Origin of the sequence: Burkholderia cepacia GG4 (assembly GCF_000292915.1) — a bacterium.
In the GTDB taxonomy this organism is placed as follows: Bacteria; Pseudomonadota; Gammaproteobacteria; order Burkholderiales; family Burkholderiaceae; genus Burkholderia; species Burkholderia cepacia_D.
In genome coordinates this window covers 1,089,103-1,114,815 of record NC_018513.1, presented here as the reverse complement: position 1 = coordinate 1,114,815, position 25,713 = coordinate 1,089,103, and the positions used below count along the sequence as shown (strand labels likewise).

Genomic DNA, 25,713 nt, shown 5'->3' with positions numbered 1-25,713 from the left:
CACGGCGGCACGCATCCGGCGGCATCCAACAGTACGGATTCACGCTTGAAACACGAACGCATCGATTATCGCACGGGCATCCTGTCGTCCCCCGCGGAGGTGCCGGCCGACGAATGGAACGCGCTGCTGGAGCACGACGCGCAGCCGACGCCGTTCCTGCGCCACGAATTCCTCGACGCGCTGCACGTCGCGCGCTGCGCGGTCGACGACACCGGCTGGTCGCCGCACTTCGTGACGCTGACCGATACGCGCACGGGCCGGCTCGCGGCCGCCGCGCCCGTCTACGCGAAACAGCATTCGTACGGCGAATACGTGTTCGACTGGGCATGGGCCGACGCGTACCAGCGCAACGACCTGCCCTACTACCCGAAGCTGCTGTGCGCGGTGCCGTTCACGCCCGTGCAGGGCACGCGCCTGCTCGCGGCCGACGACGACGCGCGCCGCCGGCTCGCGGCCACGCTGCTCGCGTTCGCGGAGCAGAGCGACGTGTCGTCGCTGCACGTGCTGTTCCCGACCGGCGACGAAGCGCGGCTGCTCGAATCGATGGGGATGATGCTGCGCGAAGGCGTGCAGTTCCACTGGCTCAACGACGGCTACCGCGGCTTCGACGATTTCCTCGGCACGCTCGAACAGAAGAAGCGCAAGAACATCCGCGCGGAACGGCGCAAGGTGCAGGATGCCGGGGTCACGTTCCGGCGGCTCACCGGCGACCGGATCACCGATGCCGACTGGCGCTTCTTCTCGCGCTGCTACCGGCAGACGTACCGCGAGCACTACTCGAGCCCGTACCTGAATCTCGACTTCTTCCGCGCGATCGGCGCGACGATGCCGGAGAACCTGCTGCTCGTGATCGCGGAAGCCGACGGCCGGCCGATCGCGAGCGCGCTCGCCGTCTACCGGCGCGGCGCGAACGGCGGCGGCACGCTCTACGGCCGCTACTGGGGCGCGCTCGAGCAGGTGCCCTGCCTGCATTTCGAAACGGCCTACTACCAGTTGCTCGAGTTCTGCATCGAGGCCGGGCTCGACACGTTCGAGGGCGGCGCGCAGGGCGAGCACAAGCTCGCGCGCGGCTTCCTGCCGACCGCCACGCATTCCGCACACTGGCTCGCGCATCCGGCGTTCTCTGATGCGGTCGCGCGCTTCCTCGAACGCGAGACCGAGCATATCCACGCGTACGTCGACGAGTTGCGCGAACACGATCCGTTCCGGCGTGGCCCGTGACACCATCGCGAATCGCATCACGCGCGGTCGCTCGCGCCAATTCTGAGACACTGTCGGCTTCGCATCCCGCCGCCTTTCCATGTCCTGGTTTCTGTATCTGATCGAGTGCGCCGACGACAGCGTCTACACGGGCATCACGAACGACGTCGCCGCGCGCTTCGAACAGCACGCGTCCGGCAAGGGCGCGCGCTATACGCGCTCGCGCAAGCCGCGCGCGCTGCTCGCGTCGTTCCCGCTGCCCGACCGGTCGATCGCGTCGCGCGTCGAGTACTGGGTGAAGCGGCTCAACGCCGCGCAGAAGCGCGAGCTGGCGGCCGGGATCCGGACACTGGAATCCGTGTTGCCGGCCGGGATGTCGATCGACGGGAGCGTCGAGGCGGACGGCTTGAAAGCCGGTATGCGCGGGCGGAAGAAAGTGAAGAAGGCGCAGCCCGCCGACGTCGCGACGCAGGCGGCCGACACGGAACAGCCCGTCAAGAAAGCAGCGCAGGCCGGCAATGACGGGAAAGCGTCCAGGTCCGCCAAGACCACAAAACGCGGACCGGACGAGCAGGCTTCCACGCAGACAAAGGCTACGCCCGCCAGGAAGCGTGCGAAGACCGGCGACGGTGCCGAAGCAAAGAAGACCTCGCCACGCAGCACGACGACCAAACAGGACAAGCAGGCTACGAGCGTCGCGCCGAAACGGAAAACGCCGGCTGGCGGCGGCCAGTCCGTCGCGAAGGCACACGCCGGCGCCGGTTCCGCACCGTCGCGCGGCCGTGCATCGGCAAGACAGGCCGTCACGGAAGCCATCGAAGCCCACGCGACTCCCGTCACCGCCGCGCGCCGCGCAACGAGCACGAAACGGACGAAAACCGCACCGAACGCCACCGCCCTGCCCGCGCCCGCCCGTCCACGCAAGAACACCGCCACAGACGCCAGGCCGCGCACAAAACAAAACCGCGCGGCCTCCTGAGGAGACACGCGCGGTTTGCGTTCCGAACGAACCGGCCGCGAGGCCGGCCAGCCGGCTTACTTCTGGTAGTTCGCGGCGCCGTCGGTGATTTCCTTGTGCGCGGCGTCGATGCCGGCCCAGCCTTCGACCTTCACCCACTTGCCCTTCTCGAGCGCCTTGTATTGTTCGAAGAAGTGCTTGATCTGATCCTTCAGGTACTCGGGCACGTCGTCGATCGACTTCAGGTTCGCCGTCATCGGGCAGACCTTGTCGTGCGGCACGGCGACCAGCTTCGCGTCGACGCCCGATTCGTCGGTCATCTGCAGCATGCCGAGCACGCGCGAACGCACGATCGAGCCGGCCAGCAGCGGGAACGGCGTGATCACCAGCACGTCGACCGGATCGCCGTCGCCCGACAGCGTCTGCGGGATGTAGCCGTAGTTCACCGGATAGCGCATGCCGGTACCGATGAAGCGGTCGACGACGAGGAGACCCAGCTCCTTGTCCGCCTCGTACTTCACCGGATCGCTTTGCGCGGGGATCTCGATGATCACGTTGAAATCGTGCGGCAGGTCCTTGCCGGCCGGAACATGATTGAAGCTCATAGCGCTCTCTGTTGGTCGATGGGAATTCGGGACAGGGCGCCGCGGCCGGTGCACCGCCGCGGGCGTCCCCGCAGGGAATGCGCCATTATAGCCAATCGACCGGTGGCGTCCGGATGACGATCGGCGCGATAATCGTTCCGGATGTCCGGCCATCGAACCGCAGGCGACGTTGCACGCCGACCGCAATGGGACCCGAGTAAGCGTTGAAGCGCCAACTCGGGTCGACCGCGAAGCATGGGACTCAAGTAACCGCTGAAGCGCCAACTCGAGTCGACCGCGAAGCATGGGACTCAAGTAACCGCTGAAGCGCTAACTCGGGTCGACAGGAGCAGGCATGGAAGAAGCGAAGCACTTCATCGCAGGCGAATGGACGTTGCCCGCGCAACTGGAGACGATTCCGGTCGTCGATCCATCCGACGGCCAGCCGTTCGCGACGATCGCACGCGGCACGGCGCCCGACATCGAGCGCGCAGTCGCCGCGGCCCGCGATGCGTTCGCGGGCCCGTGGGGCGCGGCAAGCGCCGCCGAGCGCGGCCGCGTGCTGATGCGACTGTCGGCGCGCGTCGCCGACTCCCTGGAAGAACTCGCGACGATCGAGGCGCGCGACACCGGCAAGCCGCTGAAGCAGGCCCGCGCCGACGCCGCCGCGCTCGCGCGCTACTTCGAGTTCTACGCGGGCGCCGCCGACAAACTGCACGGCGAGACCCTCCCCTATCAGGCCGGCTACACGGTGCTGACGGTGCGCGAGCCGCACGGCGTCACCGGCCACATCGTGCCGTGGAACTACCCGATGCAGATCTTCGGGCGCAGCGTCGGCGCGGCGCTCGCAGCCGGCAACGCGTGCGTCGTGAAGCCGGCCGAGGATGCGTGCCTGTCGGTGCTGCGCGTCGCCGAGCTGGCCGCCGAAGCCGGGTTGCCGGCCGGTACGCTCAACGTCGTCACCGGCTATGGCCATGAAGCCGGCGCCGCGCTCGCGCGCCATCCCGGCATCGACCACATCTCGTTTACGGGCTCGCCCGCGACCGGCAAGCTGGTCACGCAGATGGCGGCGGAGAACCACGTGCCCGTCACGCTCGAGCTCGGCGGCAAGTCGCCGCAAATCGTGTTCGCCGACGCCGATCTCGAAGCGGCGCTGCCCGTGCTGGTGGCGGCGATCGTGCAGAACGGCGGGCAGACCTGCTCGGCCGGCAGCCGCGTGCTGATCGAGCGCGCGGTCTACGAGCCGCTCGTCGAACGGCTCGCCACCGCCTTCAACGGGCTGCGGGTCGGCCCAAGCCGGGCCGACCTCGACTGCGGACCGCTGATCAACGCGAAGCAGCAGCAGCGCGTCTGGGATTTCCTGTCCGACGCGCAGCACGACGGCATTCCGATGGCCGGGCACGGCCAGGTCGTCGCCGATGCGCCCGAAAGCGGCTTCTACCAGGCACCCGCGCTGTTGCGCGACGTGCCGCCGTCGCACCGGCTCGCGCAGGAGGAAGTGTTCGGCCCGGTGCTCGCCGCGATGCGGTTCGTCGACGAAGACGAAGCGGTCGCGCTGGCGAACGGCACGCCGTATGGCCTCGTCGCGGGCATCTGGACCCGCGACGGCGCGCGCCAGATGCGTCTCGCGCGGCGCCTGCGCGCGGGCCAGGTGTTCATCAACAACTACGGCGCGGGCGGCGGCGTCGAGCTGCCGTTCGGCGGCGTCGGCCACTCGGGCCACGGCCGCGAGAAAGGCTTCGAGGCGCTGTACGGCTTCACCGCGCTGAAGACGATCGCGATCCGGCACGGCTGAACCAGACGAACCCGGCCGGCCACGACCGGCCGCGCACCGCAACACCACGGCACGCATCCAACACAGGAGACACACCATGCGGTTGAGCGGCAAGACGGCCATCATCACGGGCGGCGGCTCGGGCTTCGGCGAAGGCATCGCGAAGACGTATGCGCGCGAAGGCGCGAACGTCGTCGTCAACGACCTGAACGGTGCGGCGGCCGAGCGCGTCGCGAGCGAGATCGCGCTCGCGGGCGGCAAGGCGATCGCGGTCGCGGGCGACGTGTCGAAGGATGACGACTGGCGCACGCTGCTGCAGGCCGCGCTCGACGATTTCCATTCGGTGCAGATCGTCGTGAACAACGCCGGCACCACACACCGCAACAAGCCGGTGCTCGACGTGACGGAGGCCGAATTCGACCGCGTGTACGCCGTCAACATGAAGAGCCTGTTCTGGAGCGTGCAGGCCTTTGTCCCGTACTTCCGCGCGCAGGGCGGCGGCGTGTTCGTCAACGTCGCGTCGACGGCCGGCGTGCGGCCGCGCCCGGGCCTCGTCTGGTACAACAGCACGAAAGGCGCGATGATCACCGCGAGCAAGTCGCTCGCGGCCGAGCTCGGCCCCGACCGGATCCGCGTGAACTGCATCAATCCCGTGCTCGGCGAGACGGCCCTGATGACCGAGTTCATGGGCTGCGAGGACACGCCCGAGAACCGCGGCCGGTTCCTGTCGACGATTCCGCTCGGCCGCTTCTCGACGCCGCAGGACATCGCGAACGCAGCGCTGTACCTCGCCTCCGACGAAGCCGAGTTCATCACCGGCGTCTGTCTCGAAGTCGACGGCGGGCGCTGCATCTAGCCGCCCGAAAGGGCTTGCGCGGCGCCTGGTCCGCCGGCCGGCGCCGCATCCACGCATAGTCATTGCTTCGCACGACACCGGATCGGGCGCCGCCGCGCCGGCTCCGGCCCATGACAAGACAAGACCAGGACTGGAGACAACATGGCAACATCGACGCACTCGCTGCCGGGCTCGTCCGGCGCATTCGAGGAAGCCACCTACCGCAAGGTGTCGTGGCGGCTCACGCCGCTCCTGCTGCTGTGCTACGTGGTCGCGTATCTCGATCGCGTGAACGTCGGCTTCGCGAAGCTGCAGATGGCGAGCGACCTGAACCTCAGCGACACGGTCTACGGGCTCGGCGCCGGGATCTTCTTCTTCGGCTACTTCCTGTTCGAAGTCCCGAGCAACATCATCCTGCACAAGGTCGGCGCGCGCGTATGGATCGCGCGGATCATGGCCACCTGGGGCGTGATCTCGATCCTGACGATGTTCGTCACGACGCCCGCGATGTTCTACGTGATGCGCTTCCTGCTGGGCGTCGCCGAAGCCGGATTCTTCCCCGGCGTGATCCTCTACCTCACCTACTGGTATCCCGCGCATCGGCGCGGCCGGATGACGACGTTCTTCATGACGGCCGTCGCGTTGTCCGGCGTGATCGGCGGCCCGATTTCCGGCTTCATCCTGAAGGCGTTCAACGGCGTGAGCGGCTGGCACGGCTGGCAATGGCTGTTCCTGCTCGAAGGGATCCCGTCGGTGCTGGCCGGCGTGCTGGTGTTCTTCGCGCTCGACGACCGGATCGCGAAGGCGAAATGGCTCACCGACGACGAGAAGGCGCTGCTCACGCGCAACGTCGAAGCGGAGGAAGCGACCAAGCAAGACCTGCCGCTCGGCGCGGTGATGGCGAGCCCGCGCGTGTGGCTGATGGCGCTCATCTACTTCTCGTTCGTGATGGGGCTGTACGGCGTCGGCTTCTGGCTGCCGACGATCATCAAGGCGACCGGCGTGACCGACACGTTCATGATCGGCCTGCTGTCGGCAATTCCGTACGCGGTGGCGGTGGTCGCCATGATCCTGATCGCGCGCAGCGCGGACAAGCGCCGCGAACGACGCTGGCACCTTGCGATTCCGGCCGCGTTCGGTGCGCTCGGGCTCGTGCTGTCGGTAATCTGGGCGCACGAGACGGCACTCGCGATGCTTGGCCTCACGCTCGCGACGATGGGCATCCTGACGACGCTGCCGCTGTTCTGGAGCCTGCCGACCGCGTTCCTCGGCGGTGCGGCAGCTGCGGCGGGCATCGCGATGATCAACTCGATCGGCAACCTCGCGGGCTTCCTGAGCCCGTACATGATGGGCTGGCTCAAGCAGGCGACGGGCGCCAACGACGCGGGCATGTACATGCTCGCCGCGTTCCTCGTGTTCGGCGGCCTGCTCGCGCTGTCGGTGCCGAAGCGGCTCGTCGACAAGTGATGCAGCGCAGATGACGATCATCTCGACGGAGTCCACCCGCATGCCCGACCGGCTCGTTCACGCAGCCGGCCGGCGCGTGCTGCTTCGCGACTCTGCCGCCAACCTCGTGCAGCGGGAAAGCGATGCGCTCGACCTCGTCGCGCTCGCGCACGAGCACGACGCCGACTGGGTCGCGGTCCCCGCCGCTGCGCTGCACGACGACTTCTACCGGCTCGACAGCGGGCTGGCGGGCGCCGTGCTGCAGAAGCTCGTCAACTACGGCGTCCGGCTCGCCGTGGTCGGCGACATCGGCGGCTGGCTCGCACGCAGCGACGCGCTGCGCGCGCTGGTTCGCGAGTCGAATCGCGGGGCCTCGGTGTGGTTCGTCGCGAGCGAGGACGACCTGCTGCGCAGGCTCGGCGCGTAGCGCGTCCGGTCCGGCCGACCAGTCGGCACCGGACAAGAAAATGCCCCGAAGGCCGTCCGGCGTTCGGGGCATTTTTGTGCACGGCGGCCAACCACCGCCCGCGTCAGACCACGGTGATCGCCAGCGCGCTTTCGCGGTAGTGCTTCGCCGCCTTGTCGGTTTCGCCGAGTTGCTCGAACAGGCGCGCCAGCGCGCGATGCGCACGCACCTTCAGCGCCTCGTTGTCGGCCTGCTTCAGCGCGGCTTCGAGGAACGACTGCGCCTTGCCCCACAGCTGCTGCTGCTGGCAGAGACGGCCGAGCGCGAACAGCAGGTCGGCATCGTCGGGGTGATCCTTCTTCCACCCTTCGGCCTTCTGGATCAGCGGCAGCGCATCGCCGCCCGCCGTATCCGGATAGCGGCGCAGCAGGCGTGCATCCCAGTTGTGCGCGAGCGCTTCCTCGACGATGCGGCGCGCTTCGGTGCGGCGCTCGAGCGGCACCAGCAGCTCGGCCGCGAGATCGGCGAGGCGCGGCGACTGGCGCTCGAGCGGCGACAGCGACTGCCACACTTCGAGCAGCGCGTCCGGATCGTGCCGGCGTTCGCGCAGCAGGTTCTCCGCGGCCTGCTGGCGCAGCCGCACGGCCGCGGCCGGATGCAGCGCCTCGCGCTTCTCCAGCGCTTTCGCAAGCTTCAGCACCTCGGCCCAGTTCTTCAACTGCTGCTGCGCACGCAACGCAACCTGCTGCGCATGGATGCGCTTGCCACCCGCCTGCATGTCGGCCAGCGCGGCGAGCGCGCCGTCGGCATCGCGCGCATCCGCGCGCATGTCGGCCGCGGCGAGCAGCCGTGCATCCTGCCATTCCGGTGCATCGACCTTCGACAGCCAGTCGTCGCGGCGCGTGTACTCGTGCATCCGGTGCGCGGCGGTCGCCGCGACGAGACCCGCGGCACCCTGGTTCGCGTCGACCGCGAACGCGTCGCGCGCGGCCTTCTCGGCGCGCGAGAAGCGGCCCGCGTACAGGTTCGCGATCGCATCGCGCAGCGACGCCTGCGCCTTCTCGTTGCGCGAACGCGCACGATATGCGGCGACCCGCTGCGGCATCCGCCAGATGTTACGCACGATGCGCAGCAACGCATATACGACGATGAACAGCACGACGATGGCGATCACGAACAGGTTCAGCGACACGTCGATCCGGTACGGCGGATAGACGAGCAGCACCTGCCCCGCGTCGAAACGGCCGACGGTAGCGAGTGCAGCGGCGATCGCGAACAGGACCGCGAGCCAGACGATTCCTCGAAGCGTCATCGTTACCCCCGGCTCTTGAACTGCTGAACGGCGTTCAGGCTCGTGTTCAGGTTCGGCACCGCGACCGTCAGCGATGCGCTGTCGACCTGCTTGAGCAGATCCTCGACGGATTGCGTGTCCTTCGATGCGTGGTCGAAATACTTGCCGAGCGACGCCTGCGCGGCGTGCAGGTCGGCCTTCATCGCGCCGTCGTTGCGTGCGAGCAGCGACAGCCGCGCGGTGAGCAGGCGCAGCTTCACGTTCTCGCGTACGAAGTAGCCCTGGTCGGGCGACGCGAGCATCGCGTCGGCGTTGTCGATCCGGCGCACCTGCACGAGGCCCTTCAACTGCTGGCCGAGGCCGGCCGAGAAGTCATGCCACCACGCCTTCCAGCGCGGCGCGTCGGGCGCGGCCGGCGACGCGGCGTCGGCCGGCGCGGCCTTCGGCACCGCATGCGGGACGATCGCCTCGCCCGACAGCGGCAGCGCGTCGATCTTCGCGATTGCGTCGTCGAGCTTGATCGCGAGGCCCGTGAGGTCGGCCGACGGCGCGGCCTTCAGCTTCTCGATGTCCTGCGCGAGCGCCTTGCGCACCGTGACGGCCTGCGCGCTCTGCGACGTCGCGAGGCGCGCGTCGGCATTCTGCAGCGCGATCAGCGCGAGTTGCGTGTTGCCGGTGAGCTGCAGCTGCTGGCTCGCGCTCGACAGCATCTGATCGACTTCCTCGAGCATCCACGCGTCGCGGTTGCGCGACAGGTCCTGGTATTGCTGCTGCAGCGCCTGCTGCGCGCTCTGCGCGTCGGCGAGCTTGCCGTCGAGCTGCGCGAGCTGCGTGTCGACCTGGTGCGTGCTCGCGAGCGCCTGCTCGGTCTTCATGCGGGTCTCGGCCGTCTGCGCATCGAGCGCCTTCTGGCGCGCGACGAACGAATCGTCGAGCCGGTCGACCTTGCGGTTCAGCGCATAGCCGCCGACGCCCGCCGCGCAGCCCAGCACGACGACGACGAACCACAGCGCCGCGCTGCCGCCGCGGCGTGCATGCGGTTCGGACGCGAGATAAGGGGGACTGGACGGCGGTGCGGAGGCAGCGGCCGGCTGGGAAGCGACGCGTTTGGAATCGTTGGTATCTGTCATGCGTTTAGTCACCGGTGCGGCTGTCGCCGGTTGGACGGCCTCGTCGGCCATCGTTCGAAACGCGCGGACGATGCGCTCATCGCCCGCGCCGGTCAGCGTAATCCTATCAAAACCCAATGCCCGCGCGGTCTGCTCGATGCGCGGGTGCGGCGTCACGAGCGGCACATGCTTCAGCGCGCCGATCTCCGCGTCGTTCAGATGGGTTCGCGCGAGTTCGTGCAGGTTGCGCACGCCCTCCGAGCTCGTGACGAGCCACGCGTGCGGCGCGCCGGCGAGCAGCGCATGCACGCGTTCCCACGTGCCGACGCGCGGCTCGGGCACGACGCGCCGGTATGCGGCGACCAGCGTGACGTCCGCGCCGGCTTCGCGCAGCCGCTCGGCGAGCCATTCGCGGCCGCCATCGCCGCGCACGATCAGCACGCGCTTGTCGGCGAGCGCGTGCGCGCCGCCGAACGCGGCCTCGATGCTCGCGAACAGGCTTTCCGAATCGTAACGGGGCACGCCGCCGTCGGCGGGCGCCTGCGGCGCGATCACGCGATGCGCGGGCGCCGCGATGCCGTGGCGCTCCAGCGCCGCGACGCTGCCGGGCCCGACGACGCCGACCGGCAGCGCATTCGGCCAGATCGCGCCGTACTGCGCGAGCGCGCGGTCGATCGCGTTCGGCGACACGAAGATCACGAGCGCGTAGTCGGCCAGCGCCGCGAACGCCGCGTCGAGCGGCGCCGCATCGGCGACCGGCGCGATGTCGATCAGCGGGAATTCGAGCACGTCGCAGCCGGCGTCGGCCAGCTGTGCCGCGAGCGCGGCCGACTGGCCGTCCGGACGCGTCAGGACGGCGGTGAACGCGCGCGCGCCGCCCGCCATCAGGCGTCGCCTTTGCCGGCATGCGAGCCGGCGAGCAGTGCGTTGACGATGTCGAGCGCACCCTGCGCCTCGAGCTCGTCGGATACCGCGCGGCCGAGCGCGAGCGCATCGGCGACGGTCATGACGGCGCCGCATTCCTCGGCGGTCAGCACGCGCTGGCCGTCGGTCGTCGACACGCGGCCCGTCAGGTACAACTCGCCCGCGCGCCACACCGCGTGCGCGGCGAGCGGCACCTCGCAACTGCCGCCGAGCGCGCGCGACACCATCCGCTCGGCCTCGACCGCGAGTGCGGTCCGCGGGTCGTGCAGCGGGGCGAGCCATGCGGCGACGTCCGCGCGATGCGCGGCGATTTCGATGCCGAGCGCACCCTGGCCGGCGGCCGGCGGGCTGTCCTCGACGTCGATCAGCGCGCGGATCCGCGCGTCGAGGCCAAGGCGCTTCAGGCCCGCGGCCGCGAGGATGATCGCCGCGTAGTCGCCGCGATCGAGCTTCGACAGGCGCGTGTCGAGGTTGCCGCGCAGCGGCAGCACGTCAAGGTGCGGATAGCGCGCGCGCAGCATCGCCTCGCGGCGCAGGCTCGACGTGCCGACGACCGCGCCGGCCGGCAGCGCGTCGAGCGACGCGTAGTCGTTCGACACGAACGCGTCGCGCGGATCCTCGCGCTCCATGATCGCGGTCAGCGCGAAGCCGTCGGGCAGCGCCATCGGCACGTCCTTCAGCGAATGCACGGCCAGGTCGGCGCGGCCGTCGGCGAGCGCATTCTCCAGCTCCTTCACGAACAGGCCCTTGCCGCCGACCTTCGACAGCGTACGATCGAGAATCTGGTCGCCACGGGTCGTCATCCCGAGGATTTTCACGTCACAAGCTGGATATAATTTGCGCAGCGCATCACGCACATGTTCGGCTTGCCACATCGCCAGGCGGCTCTCGCGCGAAGCAATCGTCAGCGTCGCGGGGGCTTGTGCCGAAAGAGTCTCGGAATTCATTGCAGGAACAATCGAAGGACGGGATTGAAGATCGAACAATGGTAGCACGCACGCCCCTGCCCGCCCGGGCCCGGAGCCTGCGCCCGCCGCGCTTCGACGCGGGCGGCGATACCGATGCGCGGATGTGCCGCACCTAGCTGGTTGCTTGACCGCAGTTCCCGTAGTTTCCGCAGTCCCTTTTTGACTCGAGCTTTCCCAAGGAAACCCATCGTGAAGTCTTCCGGATCGGCGCGTACGACGCGCCGCAATGCTGCCTTGCCCTCCCCCGACGCCCAGACGGGCACCATCGCCACCGCCGCGAACGGCCGTGCGAAAACGGCAACGAAACCGAAAGACCCGATACGTCAGACAAAACGCGCAGCCAAGACTGCCGGCCCGGCGGCCCGCACGGCCGGCGCATCGAAGCCCGGCACCCGCACGCGCGAGGACAAGGACGGCCCGCTGTTCGAGGACATCCGCTTCCTCGGCCGCCTGCTCGGCGACGTGGTGCGCGAACAGGAAGGCGACACCGTGTTCGACGTGGTCGAAACCATTCGCCAGACGGCGGTGAAGTTTCGCCGCGAGGACGACAGCGAGGCCGCACAAACGCTGGAGAAGAAGCTGCGCAAGCTGACGCCGGAGCAGACGGTGAGCGTCGTGCGCGCGTTCAGCTATTTCTCGCACCTCGCGAACATCGCGGAAGACCGCCACCACAACCGCCGCCGCCGCATCCACGCGCTGGCCGGCTCCGCGCCGCAGCCCGGCACCGTCGCCTACGCGCTCGAACAGCTGAAGACCACCGGCAACGCGTCGAAGCGCCTGCTGCAGCGCTTCTTCGACGACGCGCTGATCGTTCCGGTGCTGACCGCACACCCGACCGAAGTGCAGCGCAAGAGCATCCTCGACGCGCAGCACGACATCGCGCGGCTGCTCGCCGAGCGCGACCAGCCGCTGACCGCGCGCGAACGCTCGTACAACGAATCGATGCTGCGCGCGCGCGTGACCGCGCTGTGGCAGACCCGCATGCTGCGCGACGCGCGCCTGACGGTCGGCGACGAGATCGAGAACGCGCTGTCGTACTACCGCGCGACGTTCCTCGACGAGCTGCCCGCGCTGTACGGCGACATCGAGGCCGCGCTCGCCGAGCACGGCCTGTCCGCACGCGTGCCCGCGTTCTTCCAGATGGGCAGCTGGATCGGCGGCGATCGCGACGGCAACCCGAACGTGACCGCCCCGACGCTCGAAGAAGCGGTCAACCGCCAGGCTGCGGTGATCCTCGAACACTATCTGGAACAGGTGCACAAGCTCGGCGCCGAGCTGTCGGTGTCGAACCTGCTGGTCGGCGCGAACGACGCGGCGAAGGCACTCGCGGCCGCGTCGCCCGACCAGTCGCCGCACCGCGTCGACGAGCCGTATCGCCGTGCGCTGATCGGCATCTACACGCGCCTCGCCGCGAGCGCGCGCGTGCGTCTCGGCGAAGGCACGGTGCCGGTGCGCAGCGCGGGCCGCGGCGCGCCGCCCGTGCGGGCGATTCCGTATGCGGATTCCGAAGCGTTCGTCGCCGACCTGAAGGTGCTGACCGCGTCGCTCGACGAACACCACGGCTCGTCGCTCGCCGCGCCGCGCCTCGCGCCGCTCGTGCGCGCGGCCGAAGTGTTCGGCTTCCATCTCGCGAGCATCGACCTGCGCCAGAGCTCCGACATCCACGAAGCCGTGGTCGCCGAGCTGTTCGCGCGCGCCGGCGTCGAGGCCGACTACGCGGCGCTCGCCGAGGAAGACAAGCTGCGCGTGCTGCTTGCCGCGCTTGCCGATCCGCGCCCGCTGCGCTCGCCGTACCTCGAATACTCGGCGCTCGCGCAGAGCGAGCTCGGCGTGTTCGAGAAAGCCCGCGAAGTGCGCGCGCAATTCGGCGCGCGCGCGGTGCGCAACTACATCATTTCGCATACGGAAACCGTCAGCGACCTCGTCGAGGTGCTGCTGCTGCAGAAGGAAACGGGCCTGCTCGAAGGCGCGCTCGGCAGCCATGCGAAGAGCGGCCTGATGGTGATCCCGCTGTTCGAGACGATCCCCGACCTGCGCGATGCCGCGCGCATCATGCGCGAGTACTTCGCACTGCCGGGCGTCGACGCGCTGATCGCCCACCAGGGCGACGAGCAGGAAGTGATGCTCGGCTACTCGGACAGCAACAAGGACGGCGGCTTCCTGACGTCGAACTGGGAGCTGTATCGCGCGGAGCTCGCGCTCGTCGACCTGTTCCGCGAACGCAAGATCACGCTGCGGCTGTTCCACGGCCGCGGCGGCACGGTCGGCCGCGGGGGCGGCCCGACCTACCAGGCGATCCTGTCGCAGCCGCCGGGCACCGTGAACGGCCAGATCCGCCTGACCGAACAGGGCGAGGTGATCGCGAGCAAGTTCGCGAACCCCGAGATCGGCCGGCGCAACCTCGAGACGGTGGTCGCCGCGACGCTCGAGGCGTCGCTGCTGCCGCAATCGAACGCACCCGCGCAGCTGCCCGCGTTCGAAACCGTGATGCAGACGCTGTCCGACGCCGCGATGGCGTCGTATCGCGCGCTCGTCTATGAGACGCCCGGCTTCACCGACTACTTCTTCTCGTCGACGCCGATCACCGAGATCGCCGAGCTGAACATCGGCAGCCGTCCGGCCTCGCGCAAGCTGCAGGATCCGAAGAATCGCAAGATCGAGGACCTGCGCGCGATTCCGTGGGGCTTCTCGTGGGGTCAGTGCCGGTTGCTGCTGACGGGCTGGTACGGTTTCGGCAGCGCGGTGAGCGCCTATCTCGACGGCGCGCAGGACGCGGCCGAACGCACGAAGCGCGTCACGCTGCTGAAGAAGATGAACAAGACCTGGCCGTTCTTCGCGAACCTGCTGTCGAACATGGACATGGTGCTCGCGAAGACCGATCTCGCGGTCGCGTCGCGCTACGCGCAGCTGGTCGCCGACCGCAAGCTGCGCAAGCACGTGTTCGAGCGGATCGTCGCGGAATGGGAGCGCACGTCGCAGGCGCTCCAGGAAATCACCGGGCACGAAGGCCGCCTCGCGACCAACCCGCTGCTCGCGCGTTCGATCAAGAACCGCTTCCCGTACCTCGATCCGCTGAACCACCTGCAGGTCGAGCTGATCAAGCGTCACCGCGCGGGCGACACGAACGCACGGCTGCGCCGCGGGATTCACCTGACCATCAACGGGATCGCGGCCGGCCTGCGCAACACGGGCTGATCCGCGCGCGGCGCGGGCCTGCCCCGCGCCGCGCCGGCATCGCGACACGAAAGCCGCGCTACGCGACCACGCGTAGCGCGGCTTTTTTCATCGAACGGCACGACGGCACCGGTCGCCGTGCCGCGTGCTCATTGCGCGTCGATCAGCAGCGCGTCATGCTCGAACGATCCGTCCGGCTGCACCGCGTAGTAGCCGCGCACCTCGTCCGGCGCATGCGCCCACAGGGCGCGGATGCCCGCGACGCTGTCGGCCGGCGTGCGGATCCGTTCGACCCACGTATCGAAGTCGATCGGCAGACGCCAGCGGCGCTGCACGTGCGCCTCGAAACCGGCACCGCGGAACATCGCGAGCCATTCGTCGGCGCGGTAGTCGCGCACGTGCGACGCGTCACGCAGCACTTCCGCGGCCTGCAGGTACGTGTCGAGCAGCGGATGGTCGTTGCCCGCGATGTCGATCATCAGCACGCGGCCGCCCGGCTTCAGCACACGGCGCACCTCGGCGAGCGCCGCACGCACGTCGTGCCAGTGGTGCGCGCTCATCCGGCTGACCACCCAGTCGAAGGTGCCCGCGTCGAACGGCAGCCGCTCGGCCGGGCCCTGCTGCGTGCGGATGTTCGCCAGCCCGCGCTCGCGCGCGGCGGCGTCGACGGTCGCGAGCATCGGCGCGGCGAGATCGTAGGCGACCACGTCGCGCACGTACGGCGCGACCGCGAAGCTCGCGTGGCCCGCGCCGCAGCCGAGATCGAGCACTGCGGCAGCAGGCGTCGCGCACACGGTGTCCGCCAGTGCCTGCAGATCGGCACCCGTCGCATGGACCTGGCTCGTCAGGTAAGCGGCGGCCGTCGTGCCGAATGCGTCGGCGACCTGGTCGTGGTGTTTCATCGTTCGCTCCTTCTTGGGGTGGGGTGCTCGCTGCCTGCCAGCGCGCGAATCGCTACAATAGGGCCGCGCTTGTACCAGTACAAGTTAAGCGGTTATTCTGGTATTCGTTACACCTGCCTGCCCCCTGTCGCGCGCCCGGCGCTTTTTTTCATCGTTTCAGCCGTTTCCGCATGAACCACCCGTCCTCCACCCCCACCCCGCCGCTCGACGCCACGCCCGCCCGCGCGCTCGGCGAATTCATCCGCGCGCACCGTGAACGGCTGTCGCCGCAGGCCGTCGGCCTGCCGCCCGGGCCGCGCCGCCGCACGCCGGGGCTGCGGCGCGAGGAAGTCGCGCAGCTGTGCGGCGTCAGCCCGACCTGGTACACGTGGATCGAGCAAGGCCGCCCGGTGTCGGCGTCGGCCGACGCGCTCGCGCGGATTGCCGTCGCGCTGCAGCTGTCGAAGGCCGAGCGCGCCTACCTGTTCGAGCTGGCCGCGCAGCGCGATCCGGCCGAGCCCGACGTCGCGGCCGGCGACCTGCCGCCGACGCTCGCGGCGACCGTCGCCGCGATCGCCACGCCCGCGTACGTGCTCGACCGGCAATGGAACGCTCTTGCGTGGAACGCGCCGGCCGCCGCGCTGTTCAGGGGCTGGCTCGACGGCGAGCACGACCGCAACCTGCTGCGCTTCACGTTCATGTCGCCGGCCGCCCGCACGCTGATCGTCGACTGGGAAACCCGCGGGCGCCGGCTCGCGGCCGAATTCCGCGCCGACTCGATCCGCCACCTCGCCGACGCGCCGACCCGCGCGCTGATCGATGCGCTGATGGCCGGCAGCGACGCGTTCGCCCAGTACTGGGCGTCGCAGGACGTGTTCGAGCGCGAAGGCGGCCTGCGCGAATTCGACCATCCGGACGACGGCCGCCTCGTGTACCAGCAGATCACGCTGAAGCCCGCGCACCGTGAGGACCTGAAGCTGGTCGTGCTCGTGCGCGACTGAGCGGACGGCCCGCGAAGGCCGGCCGCCAGCCCCGCGAATGCTAGAATTGCGGGATTCCCTCGGCGGCGCACGCCGCCCAACTCCCCTTCGAAGAATCGCCATGACGTCCCAACTGCACAAAAAGGGCGAGGCCTGGTCGGCCCGCTTCTCGGAACCGATGTCGGAGCTGGTCAAGCGCTACACCTCGTCGGTCTTTTTCGACAAGCGTCTCGCGCTCGTCGACATCGCCGGCTCGCTCGCACACGCCAGCATGCTCGCGGCGCAGAAGATCATCAGCGCCGACGACCTCGCCGCGATCGAACGCGGGATGGCGCAGATCAAGGGCGAGATCGAGCGCGGCGAATTCGAATGGCAGCTGGATCTCGAGGACGTCCACCTGAACATCGAGGCGCGCCTGACCGCGCTGATCGGCGATGCCGGCAAGCGCCTGCATACGGGCCGCTCGCGCAACGACCAGGTCGCGACCGACATCCGTCTGTGGCTGCGCGGCGAGATCGACCGCATCGGCGGCCTGCTGAACGACCTGCGCGGCGCGCTGATCGACCTCGCGGAAACGAACGCGGACACGATCATGCCGGGCTTCACGCACCTGCAGGTCGCGCAGCCCGTCACGTTCGGCCACCACCTGCTCGCGTACGTCGAGATGTTCACGCGCGACGCGGAACGCATGCGCGACTGCCGCACGCGCGTGAACCGCCTGCCGCTCGGCGCCGCCGCGCTCGCCGGCACCAGCTACCCGATCGACCGTCACGCGGTGGCGAAGACGCTCGGCTTCGACGGCATCTGCGCGAACTCGCTCGACGCGGTGTCGGATCGCGACTTCGCGATCGAATTCACGGCAGCGTCCGCGCTGGTGATGACGCACGTGTCGCGCTTCTCGGAAGAACTCGTGCTGTGGATGAGCCCGCGCGTCGGCTTCATCGACATCGCCGACCGCTTCTGCACCGGCAGCTCGATCATGCCGCAGAAGAAGAACCCGGACGTGCCGGAGCTCGCGCGCGGCAAGACCGGTCGCGTCAATGGCCACCTGATGGCGCTCCTCACGCTGATGAAGGGCCAGCCGCTCGCGTACAACAAGGACAACCAGGAAGACAAGGAACCGCTGTTCGACACGGTCGACACCGTCGCCGACACGCTGCGGATCTTCGCCGAGATGGTCGCGGGCATCACCGTGAAGCCGGACGCGATGCGCGCGGCTGCGCTGCAGGGTTTCTCGACCGCCACCGACCTCGCCGACTACCTCGTGAAGCGCGGGCTGCCGTTCCGCGATGCGCACGAAGCCGTCGCGCACGCGGTGAAGATCTGCGACGACCGCGGGATCGACCTTGCCGACCTGACGCTCGACGAGATGAAGCAGGAACTGCCGAACGTCGCGCACCTGATCGGCGACGACGTGTTCAGCTACCTGACGCTCGAAGGTTCGGTCGCGAGCCGCAACCACCCGGGCGGCACTGCGCCCGATCAAGTGCGTGCGGCGGTCAAGGCCGCCCGCGCCGCGCTCGGCAAGTAAGCCTGCTGTCCCGGACGGACGCCTTCGGCGTCCGTTTTTCATTCGGGCGGCCGTCGCGCCGCCTACCCCGTTCCCCGCTTCCCGGATACCGCCGATGACCTTCTCCGCCGCGCTCTTCGACATGGACGGCCTGCTCGTCGATTCCGAGCGGACCATCATGAACACGTGGATCGACGTGTCGAACGCACACGGCGTCGCGCTGACCGAGATCGACTACCTGCAGATCGTCGGCCGCTCGTTCGCCGAAGGCCAGGTCATCCTCGCGCGGCTGATCGGCGACACCGACACGTTCGATGCGGTGCGCACCCGCGTGCGCGAACAGCTCGCCGCGCCCGAGCCTCATCCGAAGTTTCCGCTGAAGCCCGGCGCGCTCACGCTGCTCGACGCGCTCGCGCGGGCCGGCATCCCGTGCGCGGTCGCGTCGTCGTCCGCGCGCGACGTGATCCGCGCGCGGCTCGACGCGGTCGGCGTGCTGCCGTTCTTCCGCGCGATCGCGGGCGGCGACGAAGTCGCGCGCGGCAAGCCCGACCCGGCCGTCTACCGGCTCGCGGCCGAACGCCTCGGCGTGCCGGCGCACGCGTGCGTCGCATTCGAGGACAGCGACTTCGGCGCGCAGTCGGCCGCCGGTGCCGGTGCAGCGGTCGTCACCGTGCCCGACCTGAAGGCGCCGACGCCCGAGATCATCGCGCTGAGCCTGCACGTGCTTGCGTCGCTCGACGACGCGGTCGCGCTCGTGCCGTCGTGGTTCGGCCACCTCGATACGCAGCAACCCGCGTAAGCGCGCCACGCAGCGCCCCACATGCAAACGGGCACCCGAGGGTGCCCGTTTTGCGTTGCCGCGCGCAATGATCGCCATCGCGACGCGCGTTACTTGTTGCCGGCCGTCTCCGACAGCCGCTTCATCGTCGCGATGCGCGCGCCGATCAGGTCGACGCGCCCATCCTCGCCGACGAGCGGCGCCGTCGTGTCGCGGAACGCGACCCACGCGCGCTGCGCGCGCACCAGCGTCGTGGCCGAATGCGCGGGCATCTTGCGGCGCAGCTTCTGGTAGTAGCGATTCAGGTCGAACACCGCGTGTTCGCATGCGGCGTCCTGCACGCACGGGCGCACGCGGCCCACGGCCGGGTCGCGCGGCGCGTTCGCCGGCTTGCCGGCGGCTGCCGCGACAGCGCCTGGCGCTGCGCTCGGGGCACCCTGCGCGCCGCTCGTGGCCGCCACCGGTACCGCGGCAGGCTGCGGCGCATAGCGGTCGGCCGCCGCGCGCAGCGCCAGCGCGCGATCGCGCACCGGCTGTAACTGCATGTCGGCACTCGCCATCGTGTACGCGGTGCCGCGCGTCGTGTCGTACACCGCCTTCAGCAGTTGCACTTCGTCCTTGCGCCACGTGAGCCAGTGGCGCTGGCTGTCCTGCCAGCCGCGCTTCGCGTCGGCCGGCGCATCGTTCGACAGGCGCTGGTACGCGCCGTCCATCACCGCCTGCCACTGCTGCTGCGCTTCGCCCATGCACTGGATCTGGCCGGCCGGCGACGACCGGTCGCGCCGTGCGAGACACTGCCGCATCGCGACGTCGATCGGGTCGGCCGCGGCCACTTCCGCGTGCGCCGCGTTCAACCCCGCCGACCACGCGGCCCAGACGACGAGCGCGGCTACCGCCGCGCGCATCGCCCGGATTCGTCCATGCGTCGCCATCAGTCGCGCACGCAGTCGACGAAGTACTCGACGCGGCCGTTCACCTCTTCCGCGACGAGGCCGTGGATGTCGGTGTGGAAGCCCGGGAAACGCTCGTTGAAGTCGCGCGCGAACCGCAGGTAGTTCACGATCGTCTTGTTGAAGCGCTCGCCCGGGATCAGCAGCGGGATGCCCGGCGGGTACGGCGTCAGCAGGATGCTCGTCACGCGGCCTTCGAGCTCGTCGAGCGGCACGCGGTCGATCTTGCGGTGCGCGAGCTTCGCGAATGCGTCCGACGGCTTCATCGCCGGCTCCATGTCCGACAGGTACATCTCCGTCGTCAGGCGCGCGATGTCGTTCGCACGGTACACGTCGTGGATCTGCGTGCACAGGTCGCGCAGGCCGACGCGCTCGTAGCGCGGATGCTGCGCGACGAATTCCGGCAGCACACGCCACAGCGGCTGGTTGTTGTCGTAGTCGTCCTTGAACTGCTGCAGCTCCGTCACCATCGAGTTCCAGCGGCCCTTCGTGATGCCGATCGTGAACATGATGAAGAACGAGTACAGGCCGGTCTTCTCGACGATGATCCCGTGCTCGGCCAGGTACTTCGTGACGATCGCGGCCGGAATGCCCGTCTCGCCGAACTCGCCGTCGACGTCGAGCCCCGGCGTGATGATCGTCGCCTTGATCGGGTCGAGCATGTTGAAGCCTTCCGCCAGCGGGCCGAAGCCGTGCCAGTGGTCGTTCGGCTTCAGCATCCAGTCTTCACGCGAACCGATGCCTTCTTCGGACAGCTCGTCCGGGCCCCACACGCTGAAGAACCAGTCGTCGCCGTATTCCGCGTCGACCTTGCGCATCGCGCGGCGGAAGTCGATCGCCTCGGCGATCGATTCCTCGACGAGCGCGGTGCCGCCCGGCGGCTCCATCATCGCGGCCGCGACGTCGCACGACGCGATGATCGCGTACTGCGGGCTCGTCGACGTGTGCATCAGGTACGCCTCGTTGAAGCGGTGCTTGTCGAACGTGCGGTTCTCCGAATCCTGCACGACGATCTGCGACGCCTGCGAGATGCCCGCGAGCAGCTTGTGCGTCGAGTGCGTCGCGAACACCAGCGCGCCCGTGCGCGGACGGCCGTCGCCGATCGCGTGCATGTCGCGGTAGAAGTCGTGGAACGTCGCGTGCGGCAGCCACGCTTCGTCGAAGTGCAGCGTGTCGAGCAGGTCGCCGAGCAGGTCCTTGATCATCTCGACGTTGTAGACGACGCCGTCGTAGGTGCTCTGCGTGATCGTCAGGATCCGCGGCTTCATGTCCGGGTTCTGGCGCATCGCCTCGCGCGCGAACGGGTTCGCCTCGATCTTCTTGCGGATGTTCTCCGGCTTGAATTCGTCGCGCGGGATCGGCCCGATGATGCCGAAGTGGTTACGCGTCGGCGTCAGGAACACGGGAATCGCGCCCGTCATCGTGATCGCGTGCAGGATCGACTTGTGGCAGTTGCGGTCGACCAGCACGATGTCACCCGGCGCGACGGTCGCGTGCCAGACGATCTTGTTCGACGTCGACGTGCCGTTGGTCACGAAGAACAGGTGGTCCGCGCTGAAGATGCGCGCCGCATTGCGCTCGGACGCCGCGACCGGGCCCGTGTGGTCGAGCAGCTGGCCGAGTTCGTCGACCGCGTTGCAGACGTCGGCGCGCAGCATGTTCTCGCCGAAGAACTGGTGAAACATCTGGCCGAGCGGGTTCTTCAGGAACGCGACGCCGCCCGAATGGCCCGGGCAGTGCCACGAGTACGAGCCTTCGTCCGCGTACTTCACCAGCTCCTTGAAGAACGGCGGCGCGAGCGAGTCGAGATAGACCTTCGCCTCGCGGATGATGTGGCGCGCGACGAACTCCGGCGTGTCCTCGAACATGTGGATGAAGCCGTGCAGTTCGCGCAGGATGTCGTTCGGCAGATGGCGCGACGTACGCGTTTCGCCGTACAGGAAGATCGGGATGTCCGCGTTGCGGCGGCGCACTTCGGTGACGAACGCGCGCAGCTCGATGATCGCGGTCGCGAGCTCGGGCAGTTCGCCGTCCGGGCCGGTTTCGCCGAGCATGAGTTCGTCGTCGTCGATCGACAGGATGAAGCACGACGCGCGGCTCGACTGCTGCGCGAACGACGTCAGATCGCCGTAGCTCGTGAGGCCGAGGACTTCGACGCCCTCCTTCTCGATCGCTTCGGCCAACGCCCGGATGCCGGAGCCCGAGATGTTCTCGGAGCGGAAATCTTCGTCGATGATGACGACGGGGAAACGAAACTTCATGGGCGATTCTCCAAAAAGAACGACCGCGGCGCGTCACGCGCAGCGGTCACCCGGAAACTGGTGAGACGTTATGCAACCAGATCAGGTTTTCGGCAGCGTGACACCGCGCTGACCCTGATACTTGCCGCCGCGATCGGCATACGACACGTCGCACACCTCGTCGCTTTCGAAGAACAGCACCTGCGCGACACCTTCGTTCGCGTAGATCTTCGCGGGCAGCGGCGTGGTATTCGAGAATTCCAGCGTGACGTAGCCTTCCCACTCGGGTTCGAACGGCGTCACGTTGACGATGATCCCGCAGCGCGCGTACGTCGACTTGCCGAGGCAGACCGTCAGCACGGTGCGCGGGATGCGGAAATATTCGACGGTGCGAGCCAGCGCGAACGAGTTCGGCGGGATGATGCACACGTCGCCCTTGAAATCGACAAACGAACCCTCGTCGAAGTTCTTCGGATCGACGATCGTCGAGTTGATGTTCGTGAAGATCTTGAATTCGTCCGCGCAACGGATGTCGTAGCCGTAGCTCGACGTGCCGTAGCTGACGATCCTGCGACCGTCCTCGGACGCGCGAACCTGATCGGGCACGAACGGCTCGATCATCTTGTGTTCTTCGGCCATGCGCCGAATCCACTTGTCGGACTTGATGCTCATAACGGGGCGCCTGGAAACGCTGCGTGACAGTCGGTAGGGGCCGCTCCCGCAAGGCAGCGACCCGGAAAGGCGCACATTTTAAACGATCATCGGCTCGCGCACGCGGCGGCCGTCAACGGATCACGCCGCACGCGAGCGCGGGCCCCGCGCCATGCTGCGGAAAGGCCGGATCGCTCGGTTCGCGATACACCAGCACCGCGCGGTTCAGCGCGGAGCGCACGCCGTCGAGGGCCAGATCGGGCGCGACGATGAAACCGGCCGCGACGCCGTTCGCATCCGCGTGGATGTTGCCGAGATCGCCGGCAACGCGCGCGCCCGCGCGCAGCCGGTCGGCGGCCGGCGCGAACACCTGGCCGGTGCTCGAGCCGTCGCCCGCGTTGCAGTCGCCGCGTTCGTGCACCTGCAGCGCGTGATCGCTGTTCGGCGGCAGGCCGACCAGGTTGTACGTGACCTGGACGCCGTCCGGGCGTTCGACGAACGTCACCGCGCCGCGTGCCTGCGAGCCGACCGTCGGCTGCAGTTGCGCGTCGGCGCGCTTTTCGTGCGACGAGGAAAAAGAGGTACAGCCGGCCAGCAGGCCCAGCGCGGCGGCGGCCAGCAGCGCGCGCCGCGCGCGGCCGGCGCGCACGCCGTGATGTCGTTGGTTCATTCGATCCTCATGCCGGCTGGCGGCCGTTTGATACGGCAGCCATGCCGGGCGGGTAAAGGGACCCGGGAAAAGTCGCCATGATACCGCGCCTCGCGGCGCCGTAAACAGCGTGAGGCCCCGCCCCGCAAGGGTTTTACGTATTTTGAACAACGATCGACGGGAACTTCGACGTCATGTCGCGCGCGCGCTCGGCGATCGCCAGTGCGACCCCGCGCGCGATGGCGCGGTAGCGCCCTGCCAGCGCGCCGTCGGGTTCGGCCGCGACCGTCGGCGTGCCGCTGTCGGCGCGCTCGCGGATCGCGATGTCGAGCGGCAGGCTGCCGAGCACGGTCACGCCGTAGTCCTGCGCCATCCGCTCGGCCCCGCCGGCGCCGAAGATGTGTTCTTCATGGCCGCAGTTCGAGCAGACGTGGATGCTCATGTTCTCGACGATACCGAGGATCGGAATCCCGACCTTCTCGAACATCTTCAGGCCCTTCTTCGCGTCGAGCAGCGCAATGTCCTGCGGCGTCGTCACGATCACGGCGCCCGTCACCGGCACGCGCTGCGCGAGCGTGAGCTGGATGTCGCCGGTGCCCGGCGGCATGTCGACGATCAGGTAGTCGAGCTCGCGCCAGTTGGTCTGGCGCAGCAGCTGCTCGAGCGCCGACGTCGCCATCGGGCCGCGCCACACCATCGGGTTGTCTTCCTCGATCAGGAAGCCGATCGAGTTCGCCTGCAGTCCGTGACCGACCAGCGGGTTCATCGACTGGTTGTCCGGCGACTCCGGGCGCTGGCCGTGAATGCCCAGCATCGTCGGCAGCGACGGGCCGTAGATGTCGGCGTCGAGAATGCCGACCGACGCACCTTCCGCGGCGAGCGCGAGCGCGAGGTTCACCGCCGTCGTGCTCTTGCCGACGCCGCCCTTGCCCGAGGCAACCGCAACGATGTTCTTCACGTTCGGCAGCAGCTTCACGCCTCGCTGCACCGTGTGCGCGACGATGTCCTGCGACACGGTGACGCGTGCATCGCGCACGCCCGGCACGGCCGTCAGCGCAGCGGCGATGCGCGCGCGCACGTCGTCGTGCTGGCTGCGCGCGGGGTACCCAAGCACCACGTCGACCGCCACGGCGTCGCCGTCGATCGTGACGTTGCGCATGCCCTTGTTCGCCGCGTACGGCCGGCCGGTATTGGGGTCGACGACAGCCGCCAGTGCGGCGTCGACTTGTGCCCGGTCAATGCTCATCGAAACTCCGTGAAAACGTTTTTTCCGCGCGCAAACGTCAAAAAATATCAAATAACGCTGCGAAAATCGGGAAAAGTGAAAGAATCTGTTGCATGCCATTGCGCGAACGCGCGCCGCGGCGCACTCTTCGCGTGCGGCATGCTATGGGGCCAAATCGGCCACGAACCGCCTATATTGTAGAGGCTGACGCGTCACCCTGTCCGGAACAGCCACGCTGGCGAACAGGGCATGCGGCCGCCTCGGCGGCTGCCGCGAGCACGGGCCTGCCCTTCTTTTTCGGGCGTCCGTGCAGGGAGCCGTAACTGTTGTTTGTCATCGTTGTCGACTCGTTCAACCAAGAGAGGAATCCAAGATGAACATGAAAATCGCGACCCGCCTGTCCGTCTTCGCATTGGCCGGCGCACTGCTGGCAGGCTGCGCCACGCAGCAAGGCAACAACGCGGCCGTCGGTACCGGCACGGGCGCAGCGCTCGGCGCAGGCATCGGCGCGCTGGCGGGCGGCGGCAAGGGTGCTGCGATCGGCGCGGGCGTCGGCGCACTGGTCGGCGGCGTGACGGGTTACAACTGGCAGGCGATCAAGAACAAGCTCGCACCGTCGGCAGCCAAGACGGGTACGCAAGTGACCGAGCAGCCGGACGGCTCGCTGAAGCTGAACGTGCCGAGCTCGGTCACGTTCGCGACGAACCAGTACGCGATCACGCCGGCCTTCACGCCGCTGCTGAACGACCTGGCGACGACGCTGAACCAGAACCCGCAAGTGACGGCATCGGTCGTCGGCTACACCGACAGCACGGGTTCGCAGCAGCTGAACCAGACGCTGTCGCAGAACCGTGCGCAGAGCGTCGTGAACGCGCTCGTGCAGCGCGGCGTCGCCGGCGGCCGCCTGGCGGCACAGGGCATGGGCCCGTCGAACCCGATCGCGGACAACGCGACCGAAGCCGGCCGCGCGCAAAACCGCCGCGTCGAGATCTACCTGCGCGCAGCGCAGCAGTAAGCATCGCAACGAGAGGGAACGGGGGCGCACGTCGGACGCACGATCCCGCCGCACAAGGCTGGCGGCGGGGATCGGTAACAAATCGAAAAAAATTTCGAACTTCTGTCGCGGCCCGTGGTCTCTCTTTACGGTACGCGGCTGGCGCAGCCGGCGCGTCACCATTCT

Annotated in this window: 21 protein-coding genes; 11 read left to right on the top strand and 10 right to left on the bottom strand. The window is 68.6% G+C overall.

Annotated features, from left to right (window positions below; all coding sequences use genetic code 11):
* Positions 1 to 45 precede the first annotated feature (45 nt).
* Together GEM_RS05030 and GEM_RS05025 are read left to right on the top strand one after the other, a co-directional pair.
* The gene (locus tag GEM_RS05030; RefSeq protein WP_014896365.1) at positions 46 to 1,221 is read left to right on the top strand and encodes a GNAT family N-acetyltransferase; all 1,176 of its coding nucleotides are present in this window, start codon (positions 46 to 48) and stop codon (positions 1,219 to 1,221) included.
* Positions 1,222 to 1,300: 79 nt separating this feature from the next.
* Positions 1,301 to 2,179, top strand: a complete 879-nt coding sequence (locus tag GEM_RS05025) for a GIY-YIG nuclease family protein (protein WP_014896364.1) — start codon at positions 1,301 to 1,303, stop codon at positions 2,177 to 2,179.
* Positions 2,180 to 2,235: 56 nt separating this feature from the next.
* On the opposite strand, the gene ppa is transcribed toward GEM_RS05025, so the two are convergent.
* Entirely contained in the window at positions 2,236 to 2,763 is a 528-nt protein-coding gene (gene ppa, locus GEM_RS05020) for an inorganic diphosphatase (RefSeq protein WP_014896363.1), read from the bottom strand.
* Between the two features lie 334 nt (positions 2,764 to 3,097).
* On the opposite strand from ppa, the gene GEM_RS05015 reads away from it, so the two are divergent.
* From GEM_RS05015 to GEM_RS05000, 4 genes are all read left to right on the top strand, one after another.
* The gene (locus GEM_RS05015) at positions 3,098 to 4,537 is read left to right on the top strand and encodes an aldehyde dehydrogenase family protein (protein ID WP_014896362.1); all 1,440 of its coding nucleotides are present in this window, start codon (positions 3,098 to 3,100) and stop codon (positions 4,535 to 4,537) included.
* A 76-nt stretch (positions 4,538 to 4,613) separates the two neighbouring features.
* On the top strand, positions 4,614 to 5,372 hold the full coding sequence (locus GEM_RS05010; RefSeq protein ID WP_014896361.1) for an SDR family oxidoreductase: 759 nt from the start codon (positions 4,614 to 4,616) through the stop codon (positions 5,370 to 5,372).
* Between the two features lie 141 nt (positions 5,373 to 5,513).
* Positions 5,514 to 6,818 carry an MFS transporter gene (locus GEM_RS05005; RefSeq protein WP_014896360.1) on the top strand — a complete coding sequence of 435 codons (1,305 nt, stop codon included), beginning with the start codon at positions 5,514 to 5,516 and terminating at the stop codon, positions 6,816 to 6,818.
* A 10-nt stretch (positions 6,819 to 6,828) separates the two neighbouring features.
* A complete protein-coding gene (locus GEM_RS05000) occupies positions 6,829 to 7,224 on the top strand; it encodes a DUF4180 domain-containing protein (RefSeq protein WP_148283805.1) in 396 nt (131 codons plus the stop codon).
* A gap of 103 nt (positions 7,225 to 7,327) precedes the next feature.
* Here GEM_RS05000 and GEM_RS04995 read toward each other — a convergent pair whose 3' ends face one another.
* Genes GEM_RS04995 through hemC form a run of 3 tightly spaced genes read right to left on the bottom strand, consistent with a single transcriptional unit; the run spans position 7,328 to position 11,474 of the window.
* Positions 7,328 to 8,515: a heme biosynthesis protein HemY gene (locus GEM_RS04995; RefSeq protein WP_014896358.1), complete on the bottom strand. Its 1,188-nt coding sequence runs from the start codon at positions 8,513 to 8,515 to the stop codon at positions 7,328 to 7,330.
* 2 nt (positions 8,516 to 8,517) lie between these two features.
* Positions 8,518 to 10,488 (bottom strand): fused uroporphyrinogen-III synthase HemD/membrane protein HemX, encoded by a 1,971-nt coding sequence (gene hemDX / locus GEM_RS04990; protein ID WP_014896357.1) that lies wholly within the window; start codon positions 10,486 to 10,488, stop codon positions 8,518 to 8,520.
* The gene (hemC, locus tag GEM_RS04985; protein ID WP_014896356.1) at positions 10,488 to 11,474 is read right to left on the bottom strand and encodes a hydroxymethylbilane synthase; all 987 of its coding nucleotides are present in this window, start codon (positions 11,472 to 11,474) and stop codon (positions 10,488 to 10,490) included. The genes hemDX and hemC overlap by 1 nt, the downstream gene beginning before the upstream one ends.
* Positions 11,475 to 11,684: 210 nt before the next feature.
* Here hemC and ppc point away from each other — a divergent pair, with 210 nt between their 5' ends.
* Positions 11,685 to 14,690, top strand: coding sequence for a phosphoenolpyruvate carboxylase (gene ppc / locus GEM_RS04980; RefSeq protein ID WP_014896355.1), 3,006 nt, complete (start codon positions 11,685 to 11,687; stop codon positions 14,688 to 14,690).
* Positions 14,691 to 14,818: 128 nt separating this feature from the next.
* Here ppc and GEM_RS04975 read toward each other — a convergent pair whose 3' ends face one another.
* On the bottom strand, positions 14,819 to 15,571 hold the full coding sequence (locus tag GEM_RS04975) for a class I SAM-dependent methyltransferase (RefSeq protein ID WP_014896354.1): 753 nt from the start codon (positions 15,569 to 15,571) through the stop codon (positions 14,819 to 14,821).
* A gap of 170 nt (positions 15,572 to 15,741) precedes the next feature.
* Here GEM_RS04975 and GEM_RS04970 point away from each other — a divergent pair, with 170 nt between their 5' ends.
* The 3 genes from GEM_RS04970 (at position 15,742) to GEM_RS04960 (ending at position 18,839) form a co-directional block, all read left to right on the top strand.
* On the top strand, positions 15,742 to 16,551 hold the full coding sequence (locus GEM_RS04970; RefSeq protein WP_014896353.1) for a helix-turn-helix transcriptional regulator: 810 nt from the start codon (positions 15,742 to 15,744) through the stop codon (positions 16,549 to 16,551).
* A 100-nt stretch (positions 16,552 to 16,651) separates the two neighbouring features.
* Positions 16,652 to 18,061 carry an argininosuccinate lyase gene (gene argH, locus GEM_RS04965; protein WP_014896352.1) on the top strand — a complete coding sequence of 470 codons (1,410 nt, stop codon included), beginning with the start codon at positions 16,652 to 16,654 and terminating at the stop codon, positions 18,059 to 18,061.
* 94 nt (positions 18,062 to 18,155) lie between these two features.
* The gene (locus tag GEM_RS04960; RefSeq protein ID WP_014896351.1) at positions 18,156 to 18,839 is read left to right on the top strand and encodes an HAD family hydrolase; all 684 of its coding nucleotides are present in this window, start codon (positions 18,156 to 18,158) and stop codon (positions 18,837 to 18,839) included.
* 89 nt (positions 18,840 to 18,928) lie between these two features.
* Here GEM_RS04960 and GEM_RS04955 read toward each other — a convergent pair whose 3' ends face one another.
* The 5 genes from GEM_RS04955 to apbC all read right to left on the bottom strand — a co-directional run bounded on the left by GEM_RS04955 (position 18,929) and on the right by apbC (position 24,554).
* Positions 18,929 to 19,750, bottom strand: a complete 822-nt coding sequence (locus tag GEM_RS04955) for a lysozyme inhibitor LprI family protein (RefSeq protein ID WP_014896350.1) — start codon at positions 19,748 to 19,750, stop codon at positions 18,929 to 18,931.
* Positions 19,750 to 22,029: an arginine/lysine/ornithine decarboxylase gene (locus tag GEM_RS04950; protein ID WP_014896349.1), complete on the bottom strand. Its 2,280-nt coding sequence runs from the start codon at positions 22,027 to 22,029 to the stop codon at positions 19,750 to 19,752. Before GEM_RS04950 ends, GEM_RS04955 begins: the two co-directional genes overlap by 1 nt.
* Positions 22,030 to 22,110: 81 nt before the next feature.
* Entirely contained in the window at positions 22,111 to 22,680 is a 570-nt protein-coding gene (gene dcd / locus GEM_RS04945; protein WP_006398615.1) for a dCTP deaminase, read from the bottom strand.
* A gap of 112 nt (positions 22,681 to 22,792) precedes the next feature.
* Positions 22,793 to 23,329, bottom strand: coding sequence for a superoxide dismutase [Cu-Zn] (gene sodC, locus GEM_RS04940; protein ID WP_014896348.1), 537 nt, complete (start codon positions 23,327 to 23,329; stop codon positions 22,793 to 22,795).
* Between the two features lie 133 nt (positions 23,330 to 23,462).
* Complete coding sequence (gene apbC, locus GEM_RS04935; RefSeq protein ID WP_014896347.1) at positions 23,463 to 24,554, bottom strand: iron-sulfur cluster carrier protein ApbC; 1,092 nt, start codon at positions 24,552 to 24,554, stop codon at positions 23,463 to 23,465.
* Between the two features lie 352 nt (positions 24,555 to 24,906).
* On the opposite strand from apbC, the gene GEM_RS04930 reads away from it, so the two are divergent.
* Positions 24,907 to 25,548, top strand: coding sequence for an OmpA family protein (locus GEM_RS04930; protein ID WP_014896346.1), 642 nt, complete (start codon positions 24,907 to 24,909; stop codon positions 25,546 to 25,548).
* Positions 25,549 to 25,713 lie beyond the last annotated feature (165 nt).

Coding starts and splice junctions, on each gene's coding strand:
- apbC (WP_014896347.1), bottom strand. CDS start 24,554: ATGAGCATTGACCGGGCACAAGTCGACGCCGCACTGGCGGCTGTCGTC.
- dcd (WP_006398615.1), bottom strand. CDS start 22,680: ATGAGCATCAAGTCCGACAAGTGGATTCGGCGCATGGCCGAAGAACAC.
- GEM_RS05015 (WP_014896362.1), top strand. CDS start 3,098: ATGGAAGAAGCGAAGCACTTCATCGCAGGCGAATGGACGTTGCCCGCG.
- GEM_RS04970 (WP_014896353.1), top strand. CDS start 15,742: ATGAACCACCCGTCCTCCACCCCCACCCCGCCGCTCGACGCCACGCCC.
- hemC (WP_014896356.1), bottom strand. CDS start 11,474: ATGAATTCCGAGACTCTTTCGGCACAAGCCCCCGCGACGCTGACGATT.
- ppa (WP_014896363.1), bottom strand. CDS start 2,763: ATGAGCTTCAATCATGTTCCGGCCGGCAAGGACCTGCCGCACGATTTC.
- GEM_RS05000 (WP_148283805.1), top strand. CDS start 6,829: ATGACGATCATCTCGACGGAGTCCACCCGCATGCCCGACCGGCTCGTT.
- GEM_RS04960 (WP_014896351.1), top strand. CDS start 18,156: ATGACCTTCTCCGCCGCGCTCTTCGACATGGACGGCCTGCTCGTCGAT.
- sodC (WP_014896348.1), bottom strand. CDS start 23,329: ATGAACCAACGACATCACGGCGTGCGCGCCGGCCGCGCGCGGCGCGCG.
- GEM_RS04955 (WP_014896350.1), bottom strand. CDS start 19,750: ATGGCGACGCATGGACGAATCCGGGCGATGCGCGCGGCGGTAGCCGCG.
- GEM_RS04995 (WP_014896358.1), bottom strand. CDS start 8,515: ATGACGCTTCGAGGAATCGTCTGGCTCGCGGTCCTGTTCGCGATCGCC.
- hemDX (WP_014896357.1), bottom strand. CDS start 10,488: ATGGCGGGCGGCGCGCGCGCGTTCACCGCCGTCCTGACGCGTCCGGAC.
- GEM_RS05010 (WP_014896361.1), top strand. CDS start 4,614: ATGCGGTTGAGCGGCAAGACGGCCATCATCACGGGCGGCGGCTCGGGC.
- GEM_RS05025 (WP_014896364.1), top strand. CDS start 1,301: ATGTCCTGGTTTCTGTATCTGATCGAGTGCGCCGACGACAGCGTCTAC.
- GEM_RS05005 (WP_014896360.1), top strand. CDS start 5,514: ATGGCAACATCGACGCACTCGCTGCCGGGCTCGTCCGGCGCATTCGAG.
- GEM_RS04930 (WP_014896346.1), top strand. CDS start 24,907: ATGAACATGAAAATCGCGACCCGCCTGTCCGTCTTCGCATTGGCCGGC.
- argH (WP_014896352.1), top strand. CDS start 16,652: ATGACGTCCCAACTGCACAAAAAGGGCGAGGCCTGGTCGGCCCGCTTC.
- GEM_RS04975 (WP_014896354.1), bottom strand. CDS start 15,571: ATGAAACACCACGACCAGGTCGCCGACGCATTCGGCACGACGGCCGCC.
- GEM_RS04950 (WP_014896349.1), bottom strand. CDS start 22,029: ATGAAGTTTCGTTTCCCCGTCGTCATCATCGACGAAGATTTCCGCTCC.